This window comes from Bradyrhizobium sp. UBA2491, from assembly GCF_002341725.1.
Classification (GTDB): Bacteria; Pseudomonadota; Alphaproteobacteria; order Rhizobiales; family Xanthobacteraceae; genus Bradyrhizobium.
On the sequence record NZ_DDOP01000035.1, the window covers coordinates 51,455 to 71,568 of the forward strand.

Sequence of the window (20,114 nt, forward strand, 5' to 3'; positions counted from 1 at the left end):
ATATGCTCGAATAAAACGGGAGAAAGAAACGTGACGTCGCAGACCAGGAATAACCTCGCCGCCTTGATACTCGCCGCAGGCGTCTTCCTCTCTGGAACAGGATTTGCCGCCGCCGACCCGAATGGGGACCGCACGGTTGCCCTGCTCAAGAAGTTGATCTCATTCGATACTTCGAACGGACCTGGAGACACGCGGGCGCTCGCCGAATATCTGAAGTCGCAATTCGCGCCGCTGGGCGCCGAGGTGGACATCTTCGTCGCCCCGAACGGCAAGGCCGCGCATTTCATTGCACGGCTGCGCGGCGACGGCTCGAAGAAGCCGGTGCTGCTGGCCGCGCATGCCGACGTCGTTCCGGTCGAGCGTGAGAAGTGGACCGTGGAGCCGTTCGCGGGGATCGAGAAGGACGGATTCGTCTACGGGCGCGGCGCGATGGATTTCAAGGGCGGGCTCGCCGTGTTCGCGAGCGCGGTGATGCGGCTTGCCGAGGAGAAGACGCCGCTCGCGCGCGACGTGATCTTCCTGGCGGAGGCCGATGAGGAGCAGGGACAATACAGCACGGTTTGGCTGGCGAAGAACCATTGGGACAAGATCGACGCGGAATTCGCGCTGAACGAAGGCGGCTACGTGCTGCAAGAGCGCGACGGCACGGTGCGCCAGATCAATGTCACCACGGCGGAAAAGCTCTCGGCGACGTTCGCCTTGAAGGCGACCGGTCCCTCGGGCCATTCCTCGCGGCCGTTTCCGGCGGGCGCGATGGCCAACGACCGTCTGATCGCAGCGCTGGCCAAGCTCGCGGTGCACGATCCCGCCGTCAAGCTGGTGCCGGCGACCGAGGGGTACTTCAAGGCGCTGCTTCCGATCAGCTCGGAACAGACCGCCGCCGACATCAAGCAGCTGTTGGCGGCAAAGGACCAGGGCGAACGCGACGCGGCCGGCAAGAAGCTGGTCGCCGACAATCCCAAGGACAGCCTGCTGCTGCACGCCCTGCTGCGCGACACCATGGTGATCACGATGATCGACGCCGGCATCAAGCCCAACGTCATCCCCGGCGACGCCAAGGCGGTCGTGAACACGCGGCTGCTGCCGGGAACGACCGCCGACCAGATGATCGAGGAGATCAAGCGTGTGGTCGGCGATCCCGGCATCGAGGTGAGCATCGTTTCCGCGCTGACGCAGCAGGAGGCACGGGACGCCTATCTGATGCGGAGCAAGCTGCCGGCATCGCCGGTCGATACCGAGCTCTATGCCGCGCTGGAGCGCAACGCCAAGCGGGTTTGGAAGGATGCCGTGCTGGTGCCGACCATGTTCGAGGCGGGCACCGACGCCATCGCCTGGCGCGAGCGCAACGTACCCGTCTACGGCATCTATCCCTATCCGCTCGACGACGACATCCTGAGCCGGATGCATGGCAACGACGAAAGGATCGGCGTCGAGGCCATCAAGCAGGGAGAAGAGTGGGTCTACACCACGCTTCGCGAGGTCGCCAGGAAGTAGCAGTCAGGTCGAGAGATAGTTGCCGAGGAAATCGCGCTTGCCGAGCGGCACGCCTCGGTGACGCAAGATGGCGTAGGCCGTGGCGACGTGGAAGAACAGGCTCGGCAGCGCGAAGCCATGGAGATATCGCGCCGCCGGCATTTGCGGGACGCCGAAGGGTAGAGTGATGAGGCGTTCGGCCGCCTGATCGAATGCCTGAACCGGCACCGTGTCGATGTAATCGAGCGTCCGGGAAATGCGGGCATGGGCTTCAGCGAGGCTCTGCTCATCGTCGGCAAAGGGTGGTGGCTCGAAGCCGGCGAGCCGTCCTGCGGCGCCCTTGGCGTGATCGCTGGCCCGTTGCACCTGACCAACCAATGTCAGCATGTCGGGCGCAAGCCGCGCCGCCAGCATGGCGTCGGGATCGAGACCACGTTCGCGGGCATGGGCTTCGCCCTTGCGCAGCAGGTCGGCCAGCGCATCGAGCATTTGCCGGAACACGGGGATGGAGGCGTCGTATAGCGGGGCGTTCATGGTGTTGTCCTCGGATCGGTTCAAGCCCGTGGTTCGCGCGGCAGCCACAATGACAGCCAGCCGCCGAGCGCGAGCAGCGCGACGTTGCAGCCGAGCGCGATGGTGAAGGCATGGGCGTAGTCGCCGGCCTGCGGATGCGGTCCGAGCAGGCTGTAGAACACGCCACCGATCAGCGCGACGCCGAGCGCGGCGCCGATCTGGAAAGTCGAAATCATCATGCCCGATGCCAATCCTGCGTGGCGCGGATCGATGCTGCCGATCACGGCCTTGATGACTGACGGCATCACGGTGCCGAAGCCGAGCCCGCCGCAGATCAGGCCGAATTCGAGGCTCTGCGGACTCACGCCGCCGACCGCCAGCATCACGATGCCGAAGCCGATCACCTGCAGCGCGAAGCCGACCGTCAGCGTCCGCGGGCCGAGCCATTGCATGACGTAGGACGACAGCAGCGAACTTACGAAGAAGCCGGTGGCAAAGGGCAGGGTGGCGAGGCCCGCTGCCAGCGGCGACTGGTGCAGGCCGCTTTGCAAATACACCGCGAAGGTCAGATAGAACGACGACAGCATGTAGAAGGCGAGCGCCATCACCAGTCCGATCACGAAATCGCTGTTGCGCAGCAGATGCAGCGCGACCAGCGGGTCGCCGCCGCGCGCCGACAGGCCGGCCTCGAACCGGACGAAGGCCAGGAGCATCACGGGTGACGCCAGCAGCATGGCGATGATCCAGATCGGCCAGCCGGACTCGCGTCCCTCGATCAGCGGATAGACCAGAAAGCCGAGCGTGAGCGACAGCAGGATGACGCCGCCGATGTCGAGCCGCTGGGCATGCTCGGCGCGGGAGTCGGCGAGGAACAGCAACCCGCCGACGAATGCGACGATGCCGATCGGCACGTTAATCAGGAAGATCGCCTGCCAGGCCAGCCCGAACGGATGGGCCGAGACCAAGGCGCCGCCCAGGATCTGACCGCAGATGTTGGCAAGGCCAAAGGTCGCGCCGTAGAAGCCTAGCGCGCGGCCCTGTTCGGCGGGCGGAAACAGCACGCGGATCGAGGCCAGCACTTGCGGCGCCATCACGGTCGCGGTGAGACCTTGCAGGATGCGTCCGGCGACAAGCACGGTCGGTGACCACGCGATGCCGCACAGCACCGATGCGATGGTGAAGCCGGCGACGCCGGTCAGGAACATGCGGCGTCGCCCGAGCAGGTCGCCGAGACGGCCACCGGTGATCAGGAACACCGCATAGGCCGCCGCGTAAGCCGAGATCACGAACTGCACTTCGCTTGCGGTTGCGCCGAGATCGTCGCGGATGGCGGGCAGCGCGAGATTGACGACGTTGAAGTCGAGGATCGGCAGGAAGGCGCCGGTCAGCAGCACGGGCAGCGCAAGCCATCGCCGCGGGTCGGCGGCGACGTGGCCGGTGTCGTGGAATTGCAACGTTTCGCTGGTCTCGCTGGTCACCTGCCGGCTCCTCTGCATCGTCTTCGCTTCGCGCAGGCATGCCTGTCGATCGAACTTGCCAGAGGATGGCCTGTCGATCCGTGATAGGATATTCCTCAAGTCTGGCAACAGAGTTTGCAAAAATGCACAGTACTCTCGACTGGAACGATCTTCGCCTCGTGCTCGCGGTCGCGCGGGAGGGCAGCCTCTCGGGAGCGGCGCGCGCATTGGGCGTGACGCATTCGACGGTGTTTCGCCGCCTCGGCACGATCGAGGGGACGATCGGAACGCGGCTGTTCGAGCGCTTTCGCGACGGCTATGCGCCGACGTCGGCCGGCGAGATCGCGGCGGCGTCGGCGACACGGCTGGAGCACGAGGTGCTTGCGCTCGAGCGCAAGCTCTCGGGACAGGACCTCAGGCCGTCGGGCCCGGTCCGTATCACGACCACCGACACGCTCGGCGCGGTGCTGATGCGGCATCTGCCCGCGATGCGGGCCGCGCATCCGGAGATCCAGCCCGAGATCGTCATCTCGAATGCGATGGCGAACCTCACCCGCCGCGAGGCCGAGATCGCGATCCGGCCGACGCCCGCGCCGTCGGAGCTGCTGGTTGGGCGTCGCATCGCCGATATCGCGCACGCGGTCTATGGATCGCGCGCCTGTCTTGCCCGGCGCAACGGGCTGGATCTGTCGGCGCATGACTGGATCGGGCTCGACGACGCGCTGGCGGGGACCGTCATCGCCGGCTGGATGCGGGAAAACGTGCCGGCGGCGCGGATCGCCTGCCGGGTCGATGCGCTTCCGGCGCTGCGCGACGCGGCAACCGCCGGGCTCGGCCTTGCCGTGCTCCCCTGTTATGTCGGCGACACGGCGCCGGAGTTGCGCCGGGTGACGCCGAAGACGCTGGCGGATTTGCGATCAGCGCTCTGGCTGTTGACGCATGACGATCTCAAGCGCACCGCGCGCATCCGCGCCACGCTTGATTTCCTTGCCAAGGCGCTCGCGTCGGAGCGCGCGCTGTTCGAGGGACGGCGCGTCGACCGCGCGCGGCGATAGCACAGGCGCGGGCGGTCGATGATGCTCGCGAAACGCGCCGGCCAGCGTCTTCAACGCCGCGCGCGACCTCGTGTCCGACAGCGTCGACAGCAGCACGATCTGCGCCGGCGGCAGCGCGGGGAGGCCGAATTTCTCCGACACTTCGATGGTGCCGGGCGGTGCGACCCGGCGCGAGAACACCGAGATCGCAAGCCCGGCCGAAACCGCTTCCGCAACGGCAAATGCGCCGCAACCGAGGAAGGATTCGGTCCACCGCAATCCCGCCGCGTCGAGCGCGCGGGTGGCGGTGTTCAGGATGCCGCAGGCAGGCGAGGACGCCGCCAATCGGAACGGCTCGCCGGCGTGGTGCACGAAGTCCGGCGTGGCAAACCATCCGAAATGATCGGGGCCGAGAACTTCGCCGTCGCGCCGGTCGTCGTCGCGAAAGATGATCGCGGCATCGATCGTCCCGCGATCGAACGCATCCATCAGGTCACGTGCATCGGCAAGCCGTACCTCGATCGTGAGGGTCGGATCATGGGCATTGAGCCGCGTCAGCAGGGTCGGTAGCTCGGGGGCGCCGACATGGCTGGCGATCCCCAGCGCAAAGCGGCGGCGCGCTGACGACAGTCCGGCGACGGCACGGTCATGCGCGGCGAGCAGTTCGCGTGCCGGGGCGAGAAACTCGGCGCCTTGCGCGGAGAGGCGGACCAGCCGCGGCGTCCGTTCGATCAGCCTGTGGCCGACCTGGCGCTCCAGCCGCTTCAGCTTGACGCTGATCGCGCCCTGCGTGGTGCCGAGCGCATCTGCGGCGCGGGTAAAGCTGCTGAGCTCGGCAATGGTCACGAAGGTCTTCACGGCGTCGATGTCGAGCGTGGTCATGTCAGTCATCCGGAATTGTTGTCTCTGAAATATCTAGTCATCCAATTCACCAATGCTCAAGCCGCAACTAGCTTGTGTTGTGAAGCACCGTGGCCACCCGATTCCCGTCGCCGCGGCCTCAATAGATTGTGAGTCGCGCCGTCCGACGCTGCTGCCAGCACCCTGGCAACAGCGTGCGGTATGCCGTTGGCTTGCCACAACAAAGGGCCTGATCATGTCGACTGAACTGAGCCGGCGCGGCGCTATCGTGCTGTCCGCCGTGTGCCTTGCCTGCCTGATGTTCGGATTGGAGATTTCCAGCATCCCCGCGATCCTGCCGACGCTGGAACGGGTGCTGCATGCCGACTTCAAGTCGCTGCAATGGATCATGAATGCCTACACCATCGCGGTCACCACGGTGCTGATGGCGGTCGGCACGGTGGCGGACCGCTATGGACGCAAGCGCATCTTCCTGGTCGCGATCGCGGCGTTCGGCGTCACGTCGCTGATCTGTGGCGTGGCCTCGAGCGTCGAGATGCTGATCGCCGCGCGATTCCTCCAGGGCCTGAGCGGCGGTGCGTTGTTGATCTGCCAGATCGCCGTGCTGTCGCACGAATTCCAGGGCGGCCGCCTGCGCGCCGTCGCCTGGGGCTGGTGGGGCGTCATCTTCGGCATCGGCCTCGGCTTCGGGCCGATCATCGGCGGTGCCATGGTCGCGGTGCTGAGCTGGGAGTGGGTGTTCCTGGTCCACGTGCTGTTCGCGGCGGTTGCCTTCGTGCTGACGATCGGCGGCGTACATGAATCCAGCGATCCGAAGGCGAGCACCCTCGACGTCGCCGGCATCGTGACGATGTCGGTCGCGGTGTTCTGTCTCGCCTTCTACATCACACAGGGGCCTGATCTCGGTTTCATGAGCCCGAAGGGACTCGCGATTCTCGGTGTCTCCGCCGTGAGCTTCGTAGCATTCCTGATTGCCGAGAAAGTCAGCCGGCGTCCGATGTTCGACTTCTCCGTGTTCCGGATTCCGGCGTTCTCCGGTTCGATCGTCGGCTCCGCCGCGATGAACCTCAGCTATTGGCCCTTCATGATCTATCTGCCGATCTGGTTTCACGCCGGGCTCGGCTATGACAGCGTGTCCGCAGGACTTGCCTTGCTCGCCTACACGCTGCCGACGCTGGTGATGCCGCCCTTCGCCGAGCGCCTCGCGCTGCGCTATCAGCCGGGCCTGATCATCCCGGCAGGGCTGTTCACCATCGGCACCGGCTTCATGCTGATGAAGTTCGGCAGCGCCGCGGCGCAGCCCAACTGGCTGACCATGCTGCCGGGCTGCCTGCTGGCCGGAATTGGCCTCGGCATCACCAACACACCGGTCACCAACACGACGACCGGCTCGGTCTCGAGCGACCGCGCCGGCATGGCATCCGGCATCGACATGAGCGCGCGGATGGTCTCGCTGTCCGTCAACATCGCGCTGATGGGGTTCATTCTGGCGAGCGGCGTGCTCGCGCATCTCAGAGCGGTGCTGCCGGCTCTGGATGGCGGGCAGCTGCGCGTCATTGCCGAACGGATCGCGTCCGGCGACGCTGCATCTGCGCCGGAGCTCTCCGGTCCGGTGGTGCATCAGGCACTCGCAAGCGGCTTTGGCTGGGTGATGCTCTACGGCGGCATCGGTGTGTGGATCATGGCCGCGATCAGCTTCCTGATCTTCAACGCGCGGCAGGTCCGGCAGGCGGAGGTCCAATGCACCAAGTGACGAGACGTCGCCGCGCCCGCCCCGGAGGACATGCAGTGCGCAAGGGGCGGGCAGGCGGAGCTGATCGGTCACTTCACGAGGGTCAGCAGCGGCTTGTTCTTCTCGACGACATAGGTCGCGAGTTCGCTGGCTGTCACGTCGCCGACATTCTTGGCCGCGTGGATCGTACCGGCGGGGATGAACAGCACGTCGCCGGCCTTCAGCGTCGCCGGCGGCTTGCCCTCGACGTCGTATTCCAGCGTGCCGGCGAGCACATAGATGATTTCCTCGCCCGGATGGGTGTGCTGGCCGAACGCCTTGCCGGGCGCGATATCGACCCGCACCTGGACGGCTTCACGTCCGGGGGCGCTGAGATCGTGACGTTGCAGATCGGTTCGCGTGATGCCGTCCGGCTGCTGCGCGTGCGCGGTCGGGATCGTCAGGAAACTTCCGGCGATCAGGGCCGCCCTTGCGAGCAGGCGCGTCGCCATCATCAGCTTGCTGGTCATCTTGAACTCCTCGATGTTGATGTGTTGGGGGACCGACCGCGAACCGGCGAAGGGCCGGTCCGCGTCGGAGATCGTCATGGGATCGTCTCAGACCAGCGTGGTCGTGACGTCGATGTTGCCGTGTACCGCCTTGGAGTAGGGGCAGATGCCGTGCGCGGCTTCGATCAGCTGCTGGGCGACCTCACGCTCGACGCCGGGGACGCGGACGTTGAGGCGCGCGCTGAGGAAGAAGGCGCCGCCGGCCTGATTGAGATCGATCTCGGCGTCGACCTCGGGCTCGCTCGCAAGCTTGACCTTGCGCTGTCCGGCGGCGAGTTGGATCGCGCCGATGTAGCAAGCCGACCAGGCCGCCGCGAACAGGTTTTCGGCGGCAGGGTGCGGTTGCGGCAGCTTGACGTCGAGGAAGCCGTCGCGTGAGACGGCGGCGCCGTTCGGGCCGGCGGTGACGTGGGTCTTTCCGGTGACGAGAACCTTTGCATTGGCGGTCATGGCGAGCTCCTGTTGGGTGAAGATATATCGTATCCGATCTAATCGGATGCGATGTGAAATAAGGCGATGATCCCGAGATGTCAAGCTCTTCCGATTTAATCGGATGCGATTTATATTGCCCGAGACTTCACGAAATCCGGAGATTGCCCGTGACCCGCTCCTCCAAGGCCGAAACCAAGGGCCGAAAACTCTCGAATTTCCTGTGCTTTGCGGTCTATTCCGCCAATCTGGCGTTCGGCCGCGCCTACAAGCCGATCCTCGACGGTTTGGGCCTGACCTACACCCAGTACATCGCCATGATCGCGCTGTCGGAGACCGACGATCAGACCGTCAGCGAGCTCGGCGAGAAGCTGTTCCTGGAATCCAACACCCTGACGCCGATCCTCAAGAAGCTGGAGCAGAGCGGCTACATCAGCCGCGTCCGCGATCCAGCCGACGAGCGGCAGGTGCGGGTCAACCTGACGCCGGCCGGGCGGCGGCTGCTCGACAAGGAGATCAGCATGTCGGTGATCGAAGCCGCGGGGCTCGGAGACGAGTTTCCGATCGTGCAGAAGAGCGTGGTCAGGCTGCGTGACAATCTGCTGCAGAACACGCGCGGCGAGCCGAAGAAGGGCTGATGCCATAGCGGCGGTGCGTGCGCGCGTCACGGCGCCCCGCGCCAAATTGTAACCGGTCGTATCCGCACGCCGTCCGTCCGCATTTTCGCCACTGGACCACTCGCAACTCCGCTCCGTCTTGCGACGACGCGGGGAGAGCTCGATTTGCACGGGACGTTACGCACCAGGATGATCGCCGTGATCGGCTTGGCTTGTGCGGCCTTGCGGTTTGCAGCGGCGCAGCCGGCTGCACCGGATCAGGCTCCGCCGCCATCACGTTCCGGTGGAGAGCATTCACCGGCAACCGCGGCCGAGATCTGGGACGGCAATCACGACGGCATCTACACCTGCGACGAGTGGAAGGCTTACCTCGGACGGCTGTTCGATCGTGCCGACCGCAATCACGATGGACAGCTCACGCCTGCGGAGTTCGAGGCCGTTCGGCGTGCGGGCAGCGCGCTCGCCGACGCAGACTTCGGCTATTTCGACGAGAACCAGGACGGCAAGATCACCCGCCGAGAGTTCGTCGAGAAACCGAACGAGTTCATTCTGCAATACGACAAGAACGGCGACTGCCGCGTCACGCCGGACGAACTGAAAGCGACCGGGACTGACCAGAAGCGGCCGGGCGGCAGGGGCAAGCGATCCTGAAGCCGGTTCCGAAGTGCACGCTAGCCGGACACGAGCGCGGGACGTGCGGGGCGAGGCGGGCTTGCTGCACTTCGATCCGATCCAGGGGGCGCCGTCCCTGGCAATTTGATCCGGACAAGAAGGCCGTGCGGTGCATTGTCGTGCAGCGAGAGCTCGCCGCCATGCCCGTACACCATGGCCTGGGCGATCGAAAGACCGAGCCCGAAGCCGCTCTTCTCGTTCATGGTGCGGGCCTCGTCGCCCCGGACGAACGGCTTCAACATATCGGCACGAAGGTGCTCCGGAATCCCCGGACCGTCATCGGCCACGTCGATGATGGCCTGATCGGTGGACGCCGTCAGCCGGATATCGACCTCGCTGCCGAACCGCAAGGCGTTTTCGACCAGGTTGGTCACGGTGCGGCTGATCTCGCTCGGGCGGATCAACAGCGAGGCCCTGATCGGGCCGTGGTAGCGCACCACATGACCGCAATCGGAGAATTGCTCGCAGATCGTCTGCAACAGGGCGGCGACGTTCACGAGGGTCGGCTTCGCCGCGCTGCCGCCGCTCAGGAACGACAGCACCGATTCCAGCATCGCCTGCATCTGGTCGAGGTCATGCAGGGTCTCCGCGCGATGGGCATCGTTCTCGATGTATTCGGATCGGAGCCGCAGCCTCGTGATCGGCGTCCGCAGGTCGTGACTGATGGCGGCCAGCATCCGCGTCCGGTCGTTCATCAGCGCGGTGATGCGCTCGCGCATGTGATTGAGCGCGACCGCCGCGGCGCGGATTTCTTCCGGGCCGGTCTCCGGAAGCGGAGCGGCCGCCTGGCTGATGCTGAAGTTCTCGGCGGCGCGGGCAAATGCCGAGAGCGGAGCACTGAGCGCGCGGCCGGCCCACACGCCGAGCAGCGTGACGCTGACGAACAGGAACAGCACCGTGCTGACCCAGAATCCGCCGAAGAACGGCGGCAGCTTGGTCGAGCCGGTCGTCGCTTCGACCACGGCTCCGTCCGGTAGCCGAATCGTGGCCGGCGCCGTCCTGGCGGAAGACGCCGGATCGATGCTGCCACTCGTCGCTACCGAGACATCGCCGGTCAGGCGAGGGCCTGCTTCACGCAGCGCAATGTTGAGGCGAGGGAAGGTTTGCCGCGCAACTTGCAGCACCATCGCGCGATCGTCACCTGAGCTCTCACCGAGAAGTTTCGCGATCATCTCGAACTGGTGGATGGGCCGGTCCGGAAACGTCCGCGGCTTCTGGCCGACGATATAAAGGCCGATCAGCGCGTGGATCAGCAGCAGCGAAAGCAGGATCAGTGCGGCGATCTGGCCGCTGATGCGCCTGAAGCTGAACAGCGCGGCGGTCCTGCGGGTCCAGCTCATGCGTCCTCCACATGCGGCGTGAAGATGTAACCGCCGGTGCGCACCGTTCGGATCACCGACGGCCGCTCTCCGGTATCGAGCTTGCGGCGGAGCCGGCTGACCAGCACGTCGATGCTGCGCCCGAACGGACTGGCCGGCCGGCTGCGGGTCATGGTCAGGAGACCGTCGCGGGTCAGGATCCGGCCGGGCCGCTCGCAGAATACCTGAAGCAGGTCGAACTCCGCGCTGGTCAGCGGCACCTGGGCGCCCTCGGGATCGCGCAGCTCGCGCAGGCGGAGATCGATGGTCCAATCCTGGAAGCGCAGGCGAGCGGCGCTCTGGCCGGCGTGTCCGGCAAAGCCGGCCTGGGCCTGGCGGCGCAGCACGGCGTTGATCCGTGCCAGCAGCTCGCGCGGATTGAACGGCTTGGCGAGATAGTCGTCCGCGCCCATCTCGAGCCCGAGGATGCGGTCGAGGTCGTCGCCCTTCGCCGTGAGCATGATGATGGGGATCGTCGAGTCGCCGCGCAGGCGGCGACACAGGGTCAGTCCGTCCTCTCCTGGCAGCATCAGGTCGAGAACGACCAGATCGAGCGAGTGCCCGGCAAGGTAACGATCCATTTCTCTGCCGTTCGAGGCGGTCGCGACCAGACAGGATTGATCGCGGAGATAACGGGCAATCAGGTCCCTGGTTTGCAGGTCGTCTTCGACGATCAGGATCTTTGGCGTTTGTGCGAGCATGGTCCGCGACTGGGCCTCATCATAAGGTCATTTGCGCGCGTTGGCGCGCGCAGCCTCCCATCGACCAGCATACGCGTTGCTTGTGGGCGGCATTGCGCCTTTTCGTAAGCATAGTGTTTCTGAAGTGTGAGCGGCGTCCGCAGCCGGAAACAAATCCGGAGGCGGCGGTGTCGCGTTGCGCTCACAGTCTCAAATCACTGGAAATAATCCCGCAATCCTGCAGCCACACCATGGCCATCGCCGTCCCGTCACAACGGGCGACTTGTTTGCGAGGTGTGGAATGAAGACGTGGCGGAGCCTGGTTGCGGCGATGGTGCTCTCGGGCCTTTTGATTCCGGGGACGTCGGTGACGCGGCTGTTGTTGGCGCCGGCGGCGGCGCAGTCCGTCGATGCGATCGCAATCGAAGGCAACCGGAGAATCGAGGCCGAGACCATCCGCTCCTACTTCCGGCCCGGACCCGGCGGCCATCTCGACCAGGCCGCCATCGACGACGCCCTCAAGGAGCTGATCGGGACCGGCTTGTTCCAGGACGTCAAGATCAGTCATGCCGGAGGCCGGGTCGTCGTTTCGGTGGTCGAGAATCCGGTGATCGATCGCGTCGCGTTCGAGGGCAACAAGAAGATCAAGGACGAGCAGCTTTCGGCCGAGGTGCAGTCGAAGTCACGGGGCACGCTGTCGCGGCCGATGGTGCAGTCCGATGCGCTGCGGATCGCCGAGATCTACCGTCACTCCGGCCGTTACGATGTGCATGTCACGCCTGAGATCATCGAGCGCTCGAACAACCGCGTCGATCTGGTCTTTACCATCGACGAAGGCGCGAAGACCGGGATCAAGACCGTCGAGTTCATGGGGAACAACAGTTTCTCGACGTCGCGTCTGAAGGATGTGATCAAGACCCATGAGACGAACTTCCTGAGCTTCCTCGGCGACGCCAACATCTACGACCCCGACCGCGTCGAAGCCGACCGTGACCTGATCCGCCGCTTCTACCTGAAGCATGGCTACGCCGACGTGCAGGTCGTGGCCGCGCTCGCCGAATACGACCCGGAACACAAGGGGTTTCAAGTCACCTTCAAGATCGAGGAGGGGCAACAGTACCGGGTCGCGACGGTGAGTTTCCGGTCGAACATTGCAGGTTTCGATCCGGCGACGCTGCGTTCCCTGTCACGCGTCAGCGAGGGGGCGCTCTACAACGCCGAGGCGATCGAGAAGTCGGTCGAGGACATGCAGATCGAAGCGTCGCGGCGCGGCTACGCGTTCGCGGTGGTGCATCCATCCGGCGAGCGGAACTACGAGGCCCACACCGTGGGGATCGTCTTTCACGTCGAGGAGGGGCCGCGCACCTATATCGAGCGTATCGATATTCGCGGCAATGGCCGTACCCGCGATTACGTGATCCGGCGCGAGTTCGATCTCTCCGAGGGCGACGCCTACAACCGCGCGCTGGTCGATCGGGCCGAGCGGCGGCTCAAGAATCTGGACTACTTCAAGACGGTCAAGATCACCACCGAGCCCGGTTCATCGAGCGACCGCGTGATCCTGATCGTCGATCTGGAGGAGAAATCGACCGGCGACTTCTCGGTCTCTGGCGGCTATTCCACCACCGACGGCGCGCTCGCCGAGGTCAGCATTTCCGAACGCAATCTGCTCGGCCGAGGCCTGTTCGCCAAGGCAAGCGTCAGCTACGGCCAGTATTCGCGCGGCGTGTCGCTGTCCTTTGTCGAGCCGTATCTGCTGGATTATCGCGTGGCGCTCGGGCTCGACGCCTATTACAAGGAGCAATTGCCGAGCGACTACTCGACCTACGGCGTAAAGACCGTCGGCTTTTCACCGCGGCTCGGCCTGGCGTTGCGCGAGGATCTCACGCTCCAGCTTCGGTATTCGCTCTACCAGCAGCAAGTCACGCTCGCGAGCACCTTGGACAATTGCAACAACAATGCCTCCAACCCCACGCTCGCGTTCAATCCGACGCCGGCCTACATCAAGAGTGTGCTGGGCGGCGTCGATCCGACCAATTCGGTCTCGTCGGGGCTCTATGGGTATGGTTGCTACGGCGACGGCGAAGCGACGCTGCCGGTGCGCGAAGAGCTGGCGGGAGGTGCGACCTGGACCTCCATGGTCGGATACACGTTGAGCTACAATACCCTCGACAACAACAAGAATCCGACCGATGGCTTGCTGATCGATTTCAAGCAGGATTTTGCCGGCGTCGGCGGCGACGTCACCTATCTGAAGAGCGCGGTGGACGCCAAGTACTATACGCCGCTGGTCTCCGACCTCGTCGGACTGATCCATCTGCAAGGCGGTGTTCTGACCAAGGTCGGGGACAACAACATCCGCATGCTCGACCAATTCCAGATGGGGCCAAATCTGGTGCGGGGCTTTGCCACCAACGGAATCGGACCGCGCGACATCACCTATGCGAGCCTTGGCGCAACGGGAGATGCACTAGGCGGCACCAAATATTGGGGCGCATCGATGGAGCTGCAGATGCCGTTCTGGTTCCTGCCGTCGGAGGTCGGGCTCAAGGGGGCGGTCTACGCGGATGCCGGCTCGCTGTGGGATTACCAGGGCCCGACATCGTGGGCCGCGACCGGGGAGGTGAATACGGCTGCGTGCAAATGCGGCCTCCAATACGACGACGAGAACGTGGTGCGGACCTCGGTCGGTGTCGGCCTGATCTGGGCATCGCCGTTCGGGCCGCTGCGCTTCGACTACGCGGTGCCGATCACCAAGGGCAAATACGACGTCGTGCAAGAGTTCAGGTTCGGCGGCGGAACGTCATTCTGAGCCGGATGATCAGACCGTCGATGCGTTGTCGTCGCCAAGCATCGCCAGCACGAAATTGGCCCGCGCGGATGGCGAGCTCTTGGGCAGTACGACGGTGTCGTAGCCGAGCGCGGGGAGGGTCTCCATCAGGCGGCGGTACTCTGCCGTCGCTGCTTCGAAGCCGTGCCGTCGTTCGGAATCGGTGACGTAGATCTCGGGCCATGGCGGCGTCATGAATACGCGCCGGTGGTAGCGATGGGCGGAACAGATCGCGTGCAGCACAGGTTCGCCCGTCGACGCTTCCAGCGCCGAGGCGGCGTCGACGAGGCCGCGGTCGAAGAACACCCAGCCGGAGCGGGTTTCGGCCATCACCATATCCTCGAGCGCGAGGTCGATGGCGCGGCGCAGGAAGGCGGCCGCATCGGCCCAGGGCAGCGCGCGGCCGCCGGCCGCCAATTGGTCGGCGATGATGCGGCGGCCGGGTTCCTCGACGACCGGATAGCCGCGTCCACGCAATTCGGTGAGCAGGGTCGACTTTCCGCCGCCGGAGCAGCCGGAGATCAGGACGAAGCGATTGTTCAAGGGAAGATCCTTTCCTTGCAAGGCGTGGAGCAGGGCGCTCCGCGGTTGCGGAACGCCTGACGGCTTGTGCGTGTCTGGGGAAACTGTCCGGAGATTGTCTCGACGGATGCCAGCAGGATAGCGCTCGGATCGCGAGCGGGCAACCAGCGCTGGAGGTGCGGGCCGGAATCGAACCGGCTCATGGCGGTTTTGCAGAACGCAGCGTTCCCATTTCGCCACCGCACCCGAGCGAGGCGCGTACGCCTCGCTTTAGTCCTTGAACGGATCGAACTCGCCTTCACCCGCCATCGCCACGGCAAACGGCCGCAGCGTGTGCAGCACTTTCACCGTTCCGGCGTGCCGGGCAAGCACCTCCGGCAAGCGCCGATAGGCCATCGGGCTCTCGTCGAGATCGGCGCCGACCAACGTGACGCCGCGCTCGGTGAGCCAGCGGTCCATCTCCTCGCGCGTGAAGCGGCGCTTGGCTTCGTTGCGGCCGAACAGCCGCCCGGCGCCGTGCACCGTCGAATAGAGCGAAGCCTTGGCCTCCGGACTATCGACGCCCTCGAGAATGACGGCATCATCGCCCATCGACCCGCCGACAAACCCCCGCTGCCCGGGGAAAGCCGGCGTCGCGCCCTTGCGCACCACCCACAGATCCTTGCCGCCATGCGTCTCGCGCCAGGCGTAGTTGTGGTGGTTGTGCACGGAATCGGTGACCTTGCCGCCGATGATGCGGCGGACACGATCCACGACCCACTCGCGCCCCGCATAGGCATAGCGCCCGGCGAGCTGCATTGCGGCGATGTAGCGGCGCCCGAGTTCGGAATCCTCGTCGACGATGGCAGGCGGGACATTCATCCCGTCCTTGCCGCCGGCCGCCTTGAGGTAGCGGGTCGCGCTGATGTGCCCGAGCCCGCGGCTTCCGAAGTGAACGCCGATCCAGACGAAGCCGGCCTCGTCGCGCATCAGGTCGACATAGTGGTTGCCGGAGCCGACCGTGCCGAGCTGGCCGACGGCCTTCTGCCGGTATGCCTCCATGTCGCTTTCGCGCCAGGAGTCGCCATCGTCGAACAACGCGTGCTCGACCTGCTCGACGTTCTTCCGGCCGATGCCGAACGAGATCACCTTGGCGACGTCGCGAATGATCGTCGGGACGGTTTCGCTGATGTCGTCGAAGCGCACGTCGAGCCGCGCGGCCATGTTGCCGCAACCGATGTCGAAGCCGACGCCGGAGATCGAGATCTGCTTCTCATAGGCGATCACGCCGCCGACCGGCTGGGCATAGCCGAGATGGCCGTCCGCGCAGATCACGCCGGACACGACATTGCCGACCGCCATGCAGTTACGCATCTGCTTGATGGTCGCAGGGTCGTGCTCGCCGAACACCCGCAGCGGCGCGTTCTTGAAACGCTCTTCCTGCGGGCGCAGCATCGCGATCTCCGCCGAGGCCGCATCGGCCTCACGCGCAAGCTTCTCCTTGCGGGCGGCGTCGCGATACAGGCACCAGGCCGGCTGGCCACGGCCTTCGCCGACGCGGGAATCCGGATCGATGCCCGCGGCGAGGCAGAGTTCGCGGGCGCGCTCCTGGTGGGGATCGGGTCGTCGCATTGTATTGGCTCCTGCTGAATCTTGATCAGCCGCACGCACTCCCGCGCGGCGTTCGGGATCGTTCTTGGCCGAAGTTCGACCAGACCGCGCGCAGGCAACAAAAAACCCTCCGGAGCGGCTGGCTCGGGAGGGTCCGTGATGTACGGATTGTCGATCGCGCCTAAGCGAGACCGCCCCCATGAACCGGGCATGCATAGTTGATCGGCCGTAGACTGGCTGACGGTCGGCGGATCAGTGCGCATCCTTGCTGCGGTTTCATGTGCATCGGCTTGGCTCGCATTGGTTCGCGAACATGATGCTCGCGAGGGCCGCGGAAATACGCCTGCAACCTCTGCATGTCAAGCGACGGTCAGCGCGAGGCCGACGACGTCGATCACATAGGCTGCATCGGACCCGAAGATGGACGTCACATGACGTCAGGCTCGATCTCCTGCACGACGCTCTGATCCTGAGATTGAGGTAGCGCTGCCTGCTATCTGCTAGGCTCGCAAAAAAGTGAGCTGTCGCCGTCACAGGCTGTCGGTTCCGCTCCGGTCCGTTCGTCTTGCATCCAGAACGAACTGCATGGGAGGTCCGGAATGAGCAATTCGACCTATCGCTGGGTGATCGTCGCGGCCGGCGGCCTGCTTGGTTGCGTCGCGATCGGCGGCATGTTTTCGCTGCCGGTGTTCCTGCAACCGATGGCGCGGGAGACCGGCTGGTCGGTGACCGGCATCTCCAGCGCGATGACGATCGGCTTCCTCGCAATGGCCTTCACCAGCATGGCCTGGGGGACGCTGTCCGACCGGTTCGGTCCGCTCCCGGTGGTGCTGACCGGGTCGGTCGTCCTGGCGGCGAGCCTTGCGCTGGCGAGCCAGGCAACCTCGCTGCTGGCATTCCAGTTCGTGTTCGGCGCGCTGGTCGGCGCGGCGACGGCGGCGATCTTCGCGCCGATGATGGCCTGCGTCACCGGCTGGTTCGACACCCATCGCAGCCTTGCCGTCTCGCTGGTCTCGGCCGGCATGGGCATGGCGCCGATGACGATGTCGCCGCTTGCCGCCTGGCTGATCTCGCACCATGACTGGCGGACCGCGATGCTGATCGTCTCGGCCGTGGTCGGCGCGATCATGATCCCGATCTCGTTCCTGGTGCGCCGCCCGCCGGCGCTACAAGGCGATCATGTTGAAGCAGCCGCCACCAGCGGGGAGCCGCAGATGTCGCTGGCGCAGGCGCTGCGCTCGCCGCAATTCCTCATCCTGATCGCCACCAATTTCTTCTGCTGCGCCACCCATTCGGGCCCGATCATCCACACCGTCAGCTACGCGGTCACCTGCGGCATTCCGATGGTCGCCGCGGTGACGATCTACAGCGTGGAAGGGCTGGCAGGCATGGGCGGCCGCATCGCCTTCGGCCTGCTCGGCGACCGCTTTGGCGCCAAGCGCGTGCTGGTGCTCGGGCTGCTGGCGCAGGCCTTCGGTGCGCTCGGCTATGTGTTCGCGCACCAGCTTGCCGCGTTCTACGCGGTCGCGGCGACCTTCGGCTTCATCTATGCCGGGACCATGCCGCTCTATTCCGTTTTGATCCGCGAGAATTTTCCGCTGCGGATGATGGGCACCGTGATCGGCGGCACCGCGATGGCCGGCAGCCTCGGCATGGCGACCGGGCCGCTGGCCGGGGGCCTGATCTACGACACCTTCGCGAGCTATACGTGGCTCTATGTCGGCTCCTGGGCGGTCGGCATCGGCGCGTTCCTGATCATGATGACGTTCCGCCCGATGCAGACGGCGCGGCCGGACGCGGTGCCCGCGCCGGCGTGAGCTTGCGCTGCGCGTGGAACGAATTGCTTTCGCCTCACGCGCGGGCGCGCTTCGGGCGCCGGATCGCGCGCACTTTGTTGTTGGTCGAGCCGCTGCCGCAGAAGAACCGGTCGCTGCCGTCGGATTCGAGCCCGGAGACGTTCACGCCTTGCGGCATCTCGATCCGCTCCATCACTTCGCCGGTCTGCGGATCGATCCGCCGCACGTCGCTCTGGTCCTCTTCCCAGGTGCCGTGCCAGAGTTCGCCATCGACCCAGGACACGCCGGTGACGAACCGGTTGCTGGCGATGGTGCGCAGAACCTTGCCGGTGTCCGGATCGACCTGGATGATGCTGCGGTCGCGATACTGGCCGACCCACAGCGAGCCTTCCGCCCAGGCGAGGCCGGAGTCGCGGCCGCCGCCGGGCGAGGGGATGGTCGACACCACGCGTCCGGTGTCCGGCTCGATCTTCAGGATACGGTCCTCGGCGATCTGATAGAGATGCTTGCCGTCGAAGGCGGTGCCCGCATGGGCCGCGATGTCGAGGGTGCGGGTGGTCTTGCCGCTGTCGGGATCGAACGCAACCAGCCGGCCACCGGCCGCGAACCAGACCTGCTCGCCGTCGAAGCTGACGCCGCCCACGCTCTCGACGCCGTCGAAGGCGTATTCCCGGATGATCTCGGCTTCAAACTTCTTCATGCTGCGCTCCTGTGATTTCGGCCCTGATGCTAGCCATTCGGCAGCGGGGCAGGGAGTAACAACGTCGTCGTGAATCCCGGCACCGGCGGCGTCATCCAGCGCCGGGCGCGGGCGCGGCCAACCGGCTGCACCTTGCCGCTGGCGGCGAGCGCGTCGAGCGCGCGCTGCACGGTGCGCTGGCTCGCGCCGAGCGCGACCGACAGCGCCGAGCTCGACCAGGCCTCGCCGTCGGCGAGGAACGCCAGCACCGCTGCATGTTCTTCCTCCACCGGCAGCGCCAGCACGGCGACGTCGTGCCGGCCGTGCGGCTTCAGCACGAATCCGTCCGCGGTGGCGTTGAGATCGGCGAGCGGCCGCAGGGCGCGGCGCAGCCGACCGATCTCGACCCGCAGCCGGGCGCGGTGCGATTCATCGGCATGCTTGCCGCGAAACGCCCGGGCGATCAGCGTGCCGCGCGAGACGTCCTGCGGCCAGGCCTCGGCGAGCGCGCGTGCGAGCGTGAACAGCACCGGACGGCGCGTCAACGACACCGTGGCGCCGGCATCGCGCACGACATAGCGGCAGGCGTCGACGACCAGCGCCTTCGACGCCATCAGGGTCTCGACCTCCTCGAGCAGCAGCGGCCGCTCGCTGCCGCGCGCGATCAGGCGCGCCGCGGGTGTCGTGAGCAGCTGTGCAGTACTCTCTACTTCAGCATTGAGTTCGGCGATCCCGGCGTTGCGTGCGGCATCCTTTGCCCTTGCCAGCGCTTCGCGTGCCGGCTTCGTGCGCAGCCGCCGCATCGCGATGCCGGCGACGACCAACTCATGGCCAACCCGCAGCGCCGGCGGGAACGGTGCCGGATCGAGGTCGTCAAGCATGCGCTCGGCGGCGTCGAGGCTGCCGATCAAGAGCAGGCGGCGGATCTCGAGGTAGCCAGCATGCGCGGCGTTGAGCGCATCGCCGCGTGCCGCGAGCGTCGCGCGCGCCGCGGCGAGGCTCTTGCCGGGAAACGACAGGTCGCGCGACACCAGCGCGATCTCGGCTTCCGCCACCACGCAGCGTGCCCGGGCGATCGCCTCGCGCGGGCCGAAGGCACGGCCTGCGCGCCGCAACAGCTCCTTGGCGCGGGCGAAATCGCCGAGCCGGGCCATCGCGATGCCGCGCAGCGCCAGCGCCGGCGCGTCGTCGCGCAGGGCCACCCGTTTCAGTGCGCCGAGGGGATCACCCGCCGCGAGCGCGCGCGCCGCGGCGATAATCAACGAGTCCATTCGAATCCCGACACACTTGTCACTCTCGCCCTCCGAGGTCCGCTTCTAACCT

The 20,114-nt window shown here is 65.8% G+C and carries 17 protein-coding genes, 1 tRNA gene and 1 pseudogene; 7 read left to right on the top strand and 12 right to left on the bottom strand.

Annotated elements, in window-relative coordinates; genetic code table 11:
* Nucleotides 1–30: 30 nt before the first annotated feature.
* Nucleotides 31–1,494 (top strand): M20/M25/M40 family metallo-hydrolase, encoded by a 1,464-nt coding sequence (locus tag B2W55_RS10150; protein WP_160306712.1) that lies wholly within the window; start codon nucleotides 31–33, stop codon nucleotides 1,492–1,494.
* A 3-nt stretch (nucleotides 1,495–1,497) separates the two neighbouring features.
* Here B2W55_RS10150 and B2W55_RS10155 read toward each other — a convergent pair whose 3' ends face one another.
* Both B2W55_RS10155 and B2W55_RS10160 read right to left on the bottom strand, forming a co-directional pair.
* Nucleotides 1,498–2,007: a DUF1993 domain-containing protein gene (locus B2W55_RS10155; protein WP_024581376.1), complete on the bottom strand. Its 510-nt coding sequence runs from the start codon at nucleotides 2,005–2,007 to the stop codon at nucleotides 1,498–1,500.
* A gap of 20 nt (nucleotides 2,008–2,027) precedes the next feature.
* Nucleotides 2,028–3,464: an MFS transporter gene (locus B2W55_RS10160; RefSeq protein ID WP_244442211.1), complete on the bottom strand. Its 1,437-nt coding sequence runs from the start codon at nucleotides 3,462–3,464 to the stop codon at nucleotides 2,028–2,030.
* A gap of 122 nt (nucleotides 3,465–3,586) precedes the next feature.
* Between B2W55_RS10160 and B2W55_RS10165 the strand changes: the two genes are divergently transcribed.
* A complete protein-coding gene (locus B2W55_RS10165; RefSeq protein ID WP_024581378.1) occupies nucleotides 3,587–4,498 on the top strand; it encodes a LysR family transcriptional regulator in 912 nt (303 codons plus the stop codon).
* Between the two features lie 12 nt (nucleotides 4,499–4,510).
* Here B2W55_RS10165 and B2W55_RS10170 read toward each other — a convergent pair.
* A pseudogene (locus tag B2W55_RS10170) lies at nucleotides 4,511–5,359 on the bottom strand (LysR family transcriptional regulator); the annotation flags it as partial.
* A gap of 214 nt (nucleotides 5,360–5,573) precedes the next feature.
* Between B2W55_RS10170 and B2W55_RS10175 the strand changes: the two are divergent.
* Nucleotides 5,574–7,091 (top strand): MFS transporter, encoded by a 1,518-nt coding sequence (locus B2W55_RS10175; protein ID WP_035635849.1) that lies wholly within the window; start codon nucleotides 5,574–5,576, stop codon nucleotides 7,089–7,091.
* A gap of 68 nt (nucleotides 7,092–7,159) precedes the next feature.
* Here B2W55_RS10175 and B2W55_RS10180 read toward each other — a convergent pair whose 3' ends face one another.
* Complete coding sequence (locus B2W55_RS10180; protein ID WP_035635909.1) at nucleotides 7,160–7,564, bottom strand: cupin domain-containing protein; 405 nt, start codon at nucleotides 7,562–7,564, stop codon at nucleotides 7,160–7,162.
* A gap of 102 nt (nucleotides 7,565–7,666) precedes the next feature.
* The gene (locus B2W55_RS10185; RefSeq protein WP_024581382.1) at nucleotides 7,667–8,068 is read right to left on the bottom strand and encodes an Ohr family peroxiredoxin; all 402 of its coding nucleotides are present in this window, start codon (nucleotides 8,066–8,068) and stop codon (nucleotides 7,667–7,669) included.
* Between the two features lie 149 nt (nucleotides 8,069–8,217).
* Here B2W55_RS10185 and B2W55_RS10190 point away from each other — a divergent pair, with 149 nt between their 5' ends.
* Nucleotides 8,218–8,685, top strand: a complete 468-nt coding sequence (locus B2W55_RS10190) for a MarR family winged helix-turn-helix transcriptional regulator (RefSeq protein ID WP_024581383.1) — start codon at nucleotides 8,218–8,220, stop codon at nucleotides 8,683–8,685.
* 177 nt (nucleotides 8,686–8,862) lie between these two features.
* Nucleotides 8,863–9,315 (top strand): EF-hand domain-containing protein, encoded by a 453-nt coding sequence (locus B2W55_RS10195; RefSeq protein WP_160306714.1) that lies wholly within the window; start codon nucleotides 8,863–8,865, stop codon nucleotides 9,313–9,315.
* 20 nt (nucleotides 9,316–9,335) lie between these two features.
* Here the strand turns inward: B2W55_RS10195 and B2W55_RS10200 are convergent, their stop codons facing one another.
* Together B2W55_RS10200 and B2W55_RS10205 are read right to left on the bottom strand one after the other, a co-directional pair.
* Nucleotides 9,336–10,676, bottom strand: coding sequence for an ATP-binding protein (locus tag B2W55_RS10200; protein ID WP_024581385.1), 1,341 nt, complete (start codon nucleotides 10,674–10,676; stop codon nucleotides 9,336–9,338).
* A complete protein-coding gene (locus tag B2W55_RS10205; RefSeq protein WP_024581386.1) occupies nucleotides 10,673–11,395 on the bottom strand; it encodes a response regulator in 723 nt (240 codons plus the stop codon). The genes B2W55_RS10200 and B2W55_RS10205 overlap by 4 nt, the downstream gene beginning before the upstream one ends.
* Before the next feature lie 310 nt (nucleotides 11,396–11,705).
* Between B2W55_RS10205 and bamA the strand changes: the two genes are divergently transcribed.
* Nucleotides 11,706–14,186, top strand: coding sequence for an outer membrane protein assembly factor BamA (gene bamA / locus B2W55_RS10210; protein ID WP_371412493.1), 2,481 nt, complete (start codon nucleotides 11,706–11,708; stop codon nucleotides 14,184–14,186).
* A 9-nt stretch (nucleotides 14,187–14,195) separates the two neighbouring features.
* Here the strand turns inward: bamA and B2W55_RS10215 are convergent, their stop codons facing one another.
* The 3 genes from B2W55_RS10215 to B2W55_RS10225 form a co-directional block, all read right to left on the bottom strand.
* Entirely contained in the window at nucleotides 14,196–14,747 is a 552-nt protein-coding gene (locus B2W55_RS10215) for an AAA family ATPase (protein WP_024581388.1), read from the bottom strand.
* Between the two features lie 150 nt (nucleotides 14,748–14,897).
* Nucleotides 14,898–14,972 (bottom strand) — tRNA-Cys (locus B2W55_RS10220).
* 24 nt (nucleotides 14,973–14,996) lie between these two features.
* Complete coding sequence (locus tag B2W55_RS10225; protein WP_024581389.1) at nucleotides 14,997–16,337, bottom strand: RtcB family protein; 1,341 nt, start codon at nucleotides 16,335–16,337, stop codon at nucleotides 14,997–14,999.
* A 578-nt stretch (nucleotides 16,338–16,915) separates the two neighbouring features.
* On the opposite strand from B2W55_RS10225, the gene B2W55_RS10230 reads away from it, so the two are divergent.
* Nucleotides 16,916–18,133, top strand: coding sequence for an MFS transporter (locus B2W55_RS10230; RefSeq protein ID WP_024581390.1), 1,218 nt, complete (start codon nucleotides 16,916–16,918; stop codon nucleotides 18,131–18,133).
* A 34-nt stretch (nucleotides 18,134–18,167) separates the two neighbouring features.
* On the opposite strand, the gene B2W55_RS10235 is transcribed toward B2W55_RS10230, so the two are convergent.
* Both B2W55_RS10235 and B2W55_RS10240 read right to left on the bottom strand, forming a co-directional pair.
* Nucleotides 18,168–18,812 carry a glutaminyl-peptide cyclotransferase gene (locus tag B2W55_RS10235; protein WP_024581391.1) on the bottom strand — a complete coding sequence of 215 codons (645 nt, stop codon included), beginning with the start codon at nucleotides 18,810–18,812 and terminating at the stop codon, nucleotides 18,168–18,170.
* 29 nt (nucleotides 18,813–18,841) lie between these two features.
* The gene (locus B2W55_RS10240; protein WP_024581392.1) at nucleotides 18,842–20,062 is read right to left on the bottom strand and encodes a hypothetical protein; all 1,221 of its coding nucleotides are present in this window, start codon (nucleotides 20,060–20,062) and stop codon (nucleotides 18,842–18,844) included.
* Nucleotides 20,063–20,114 lie beyond the last annotated feature (52 nt).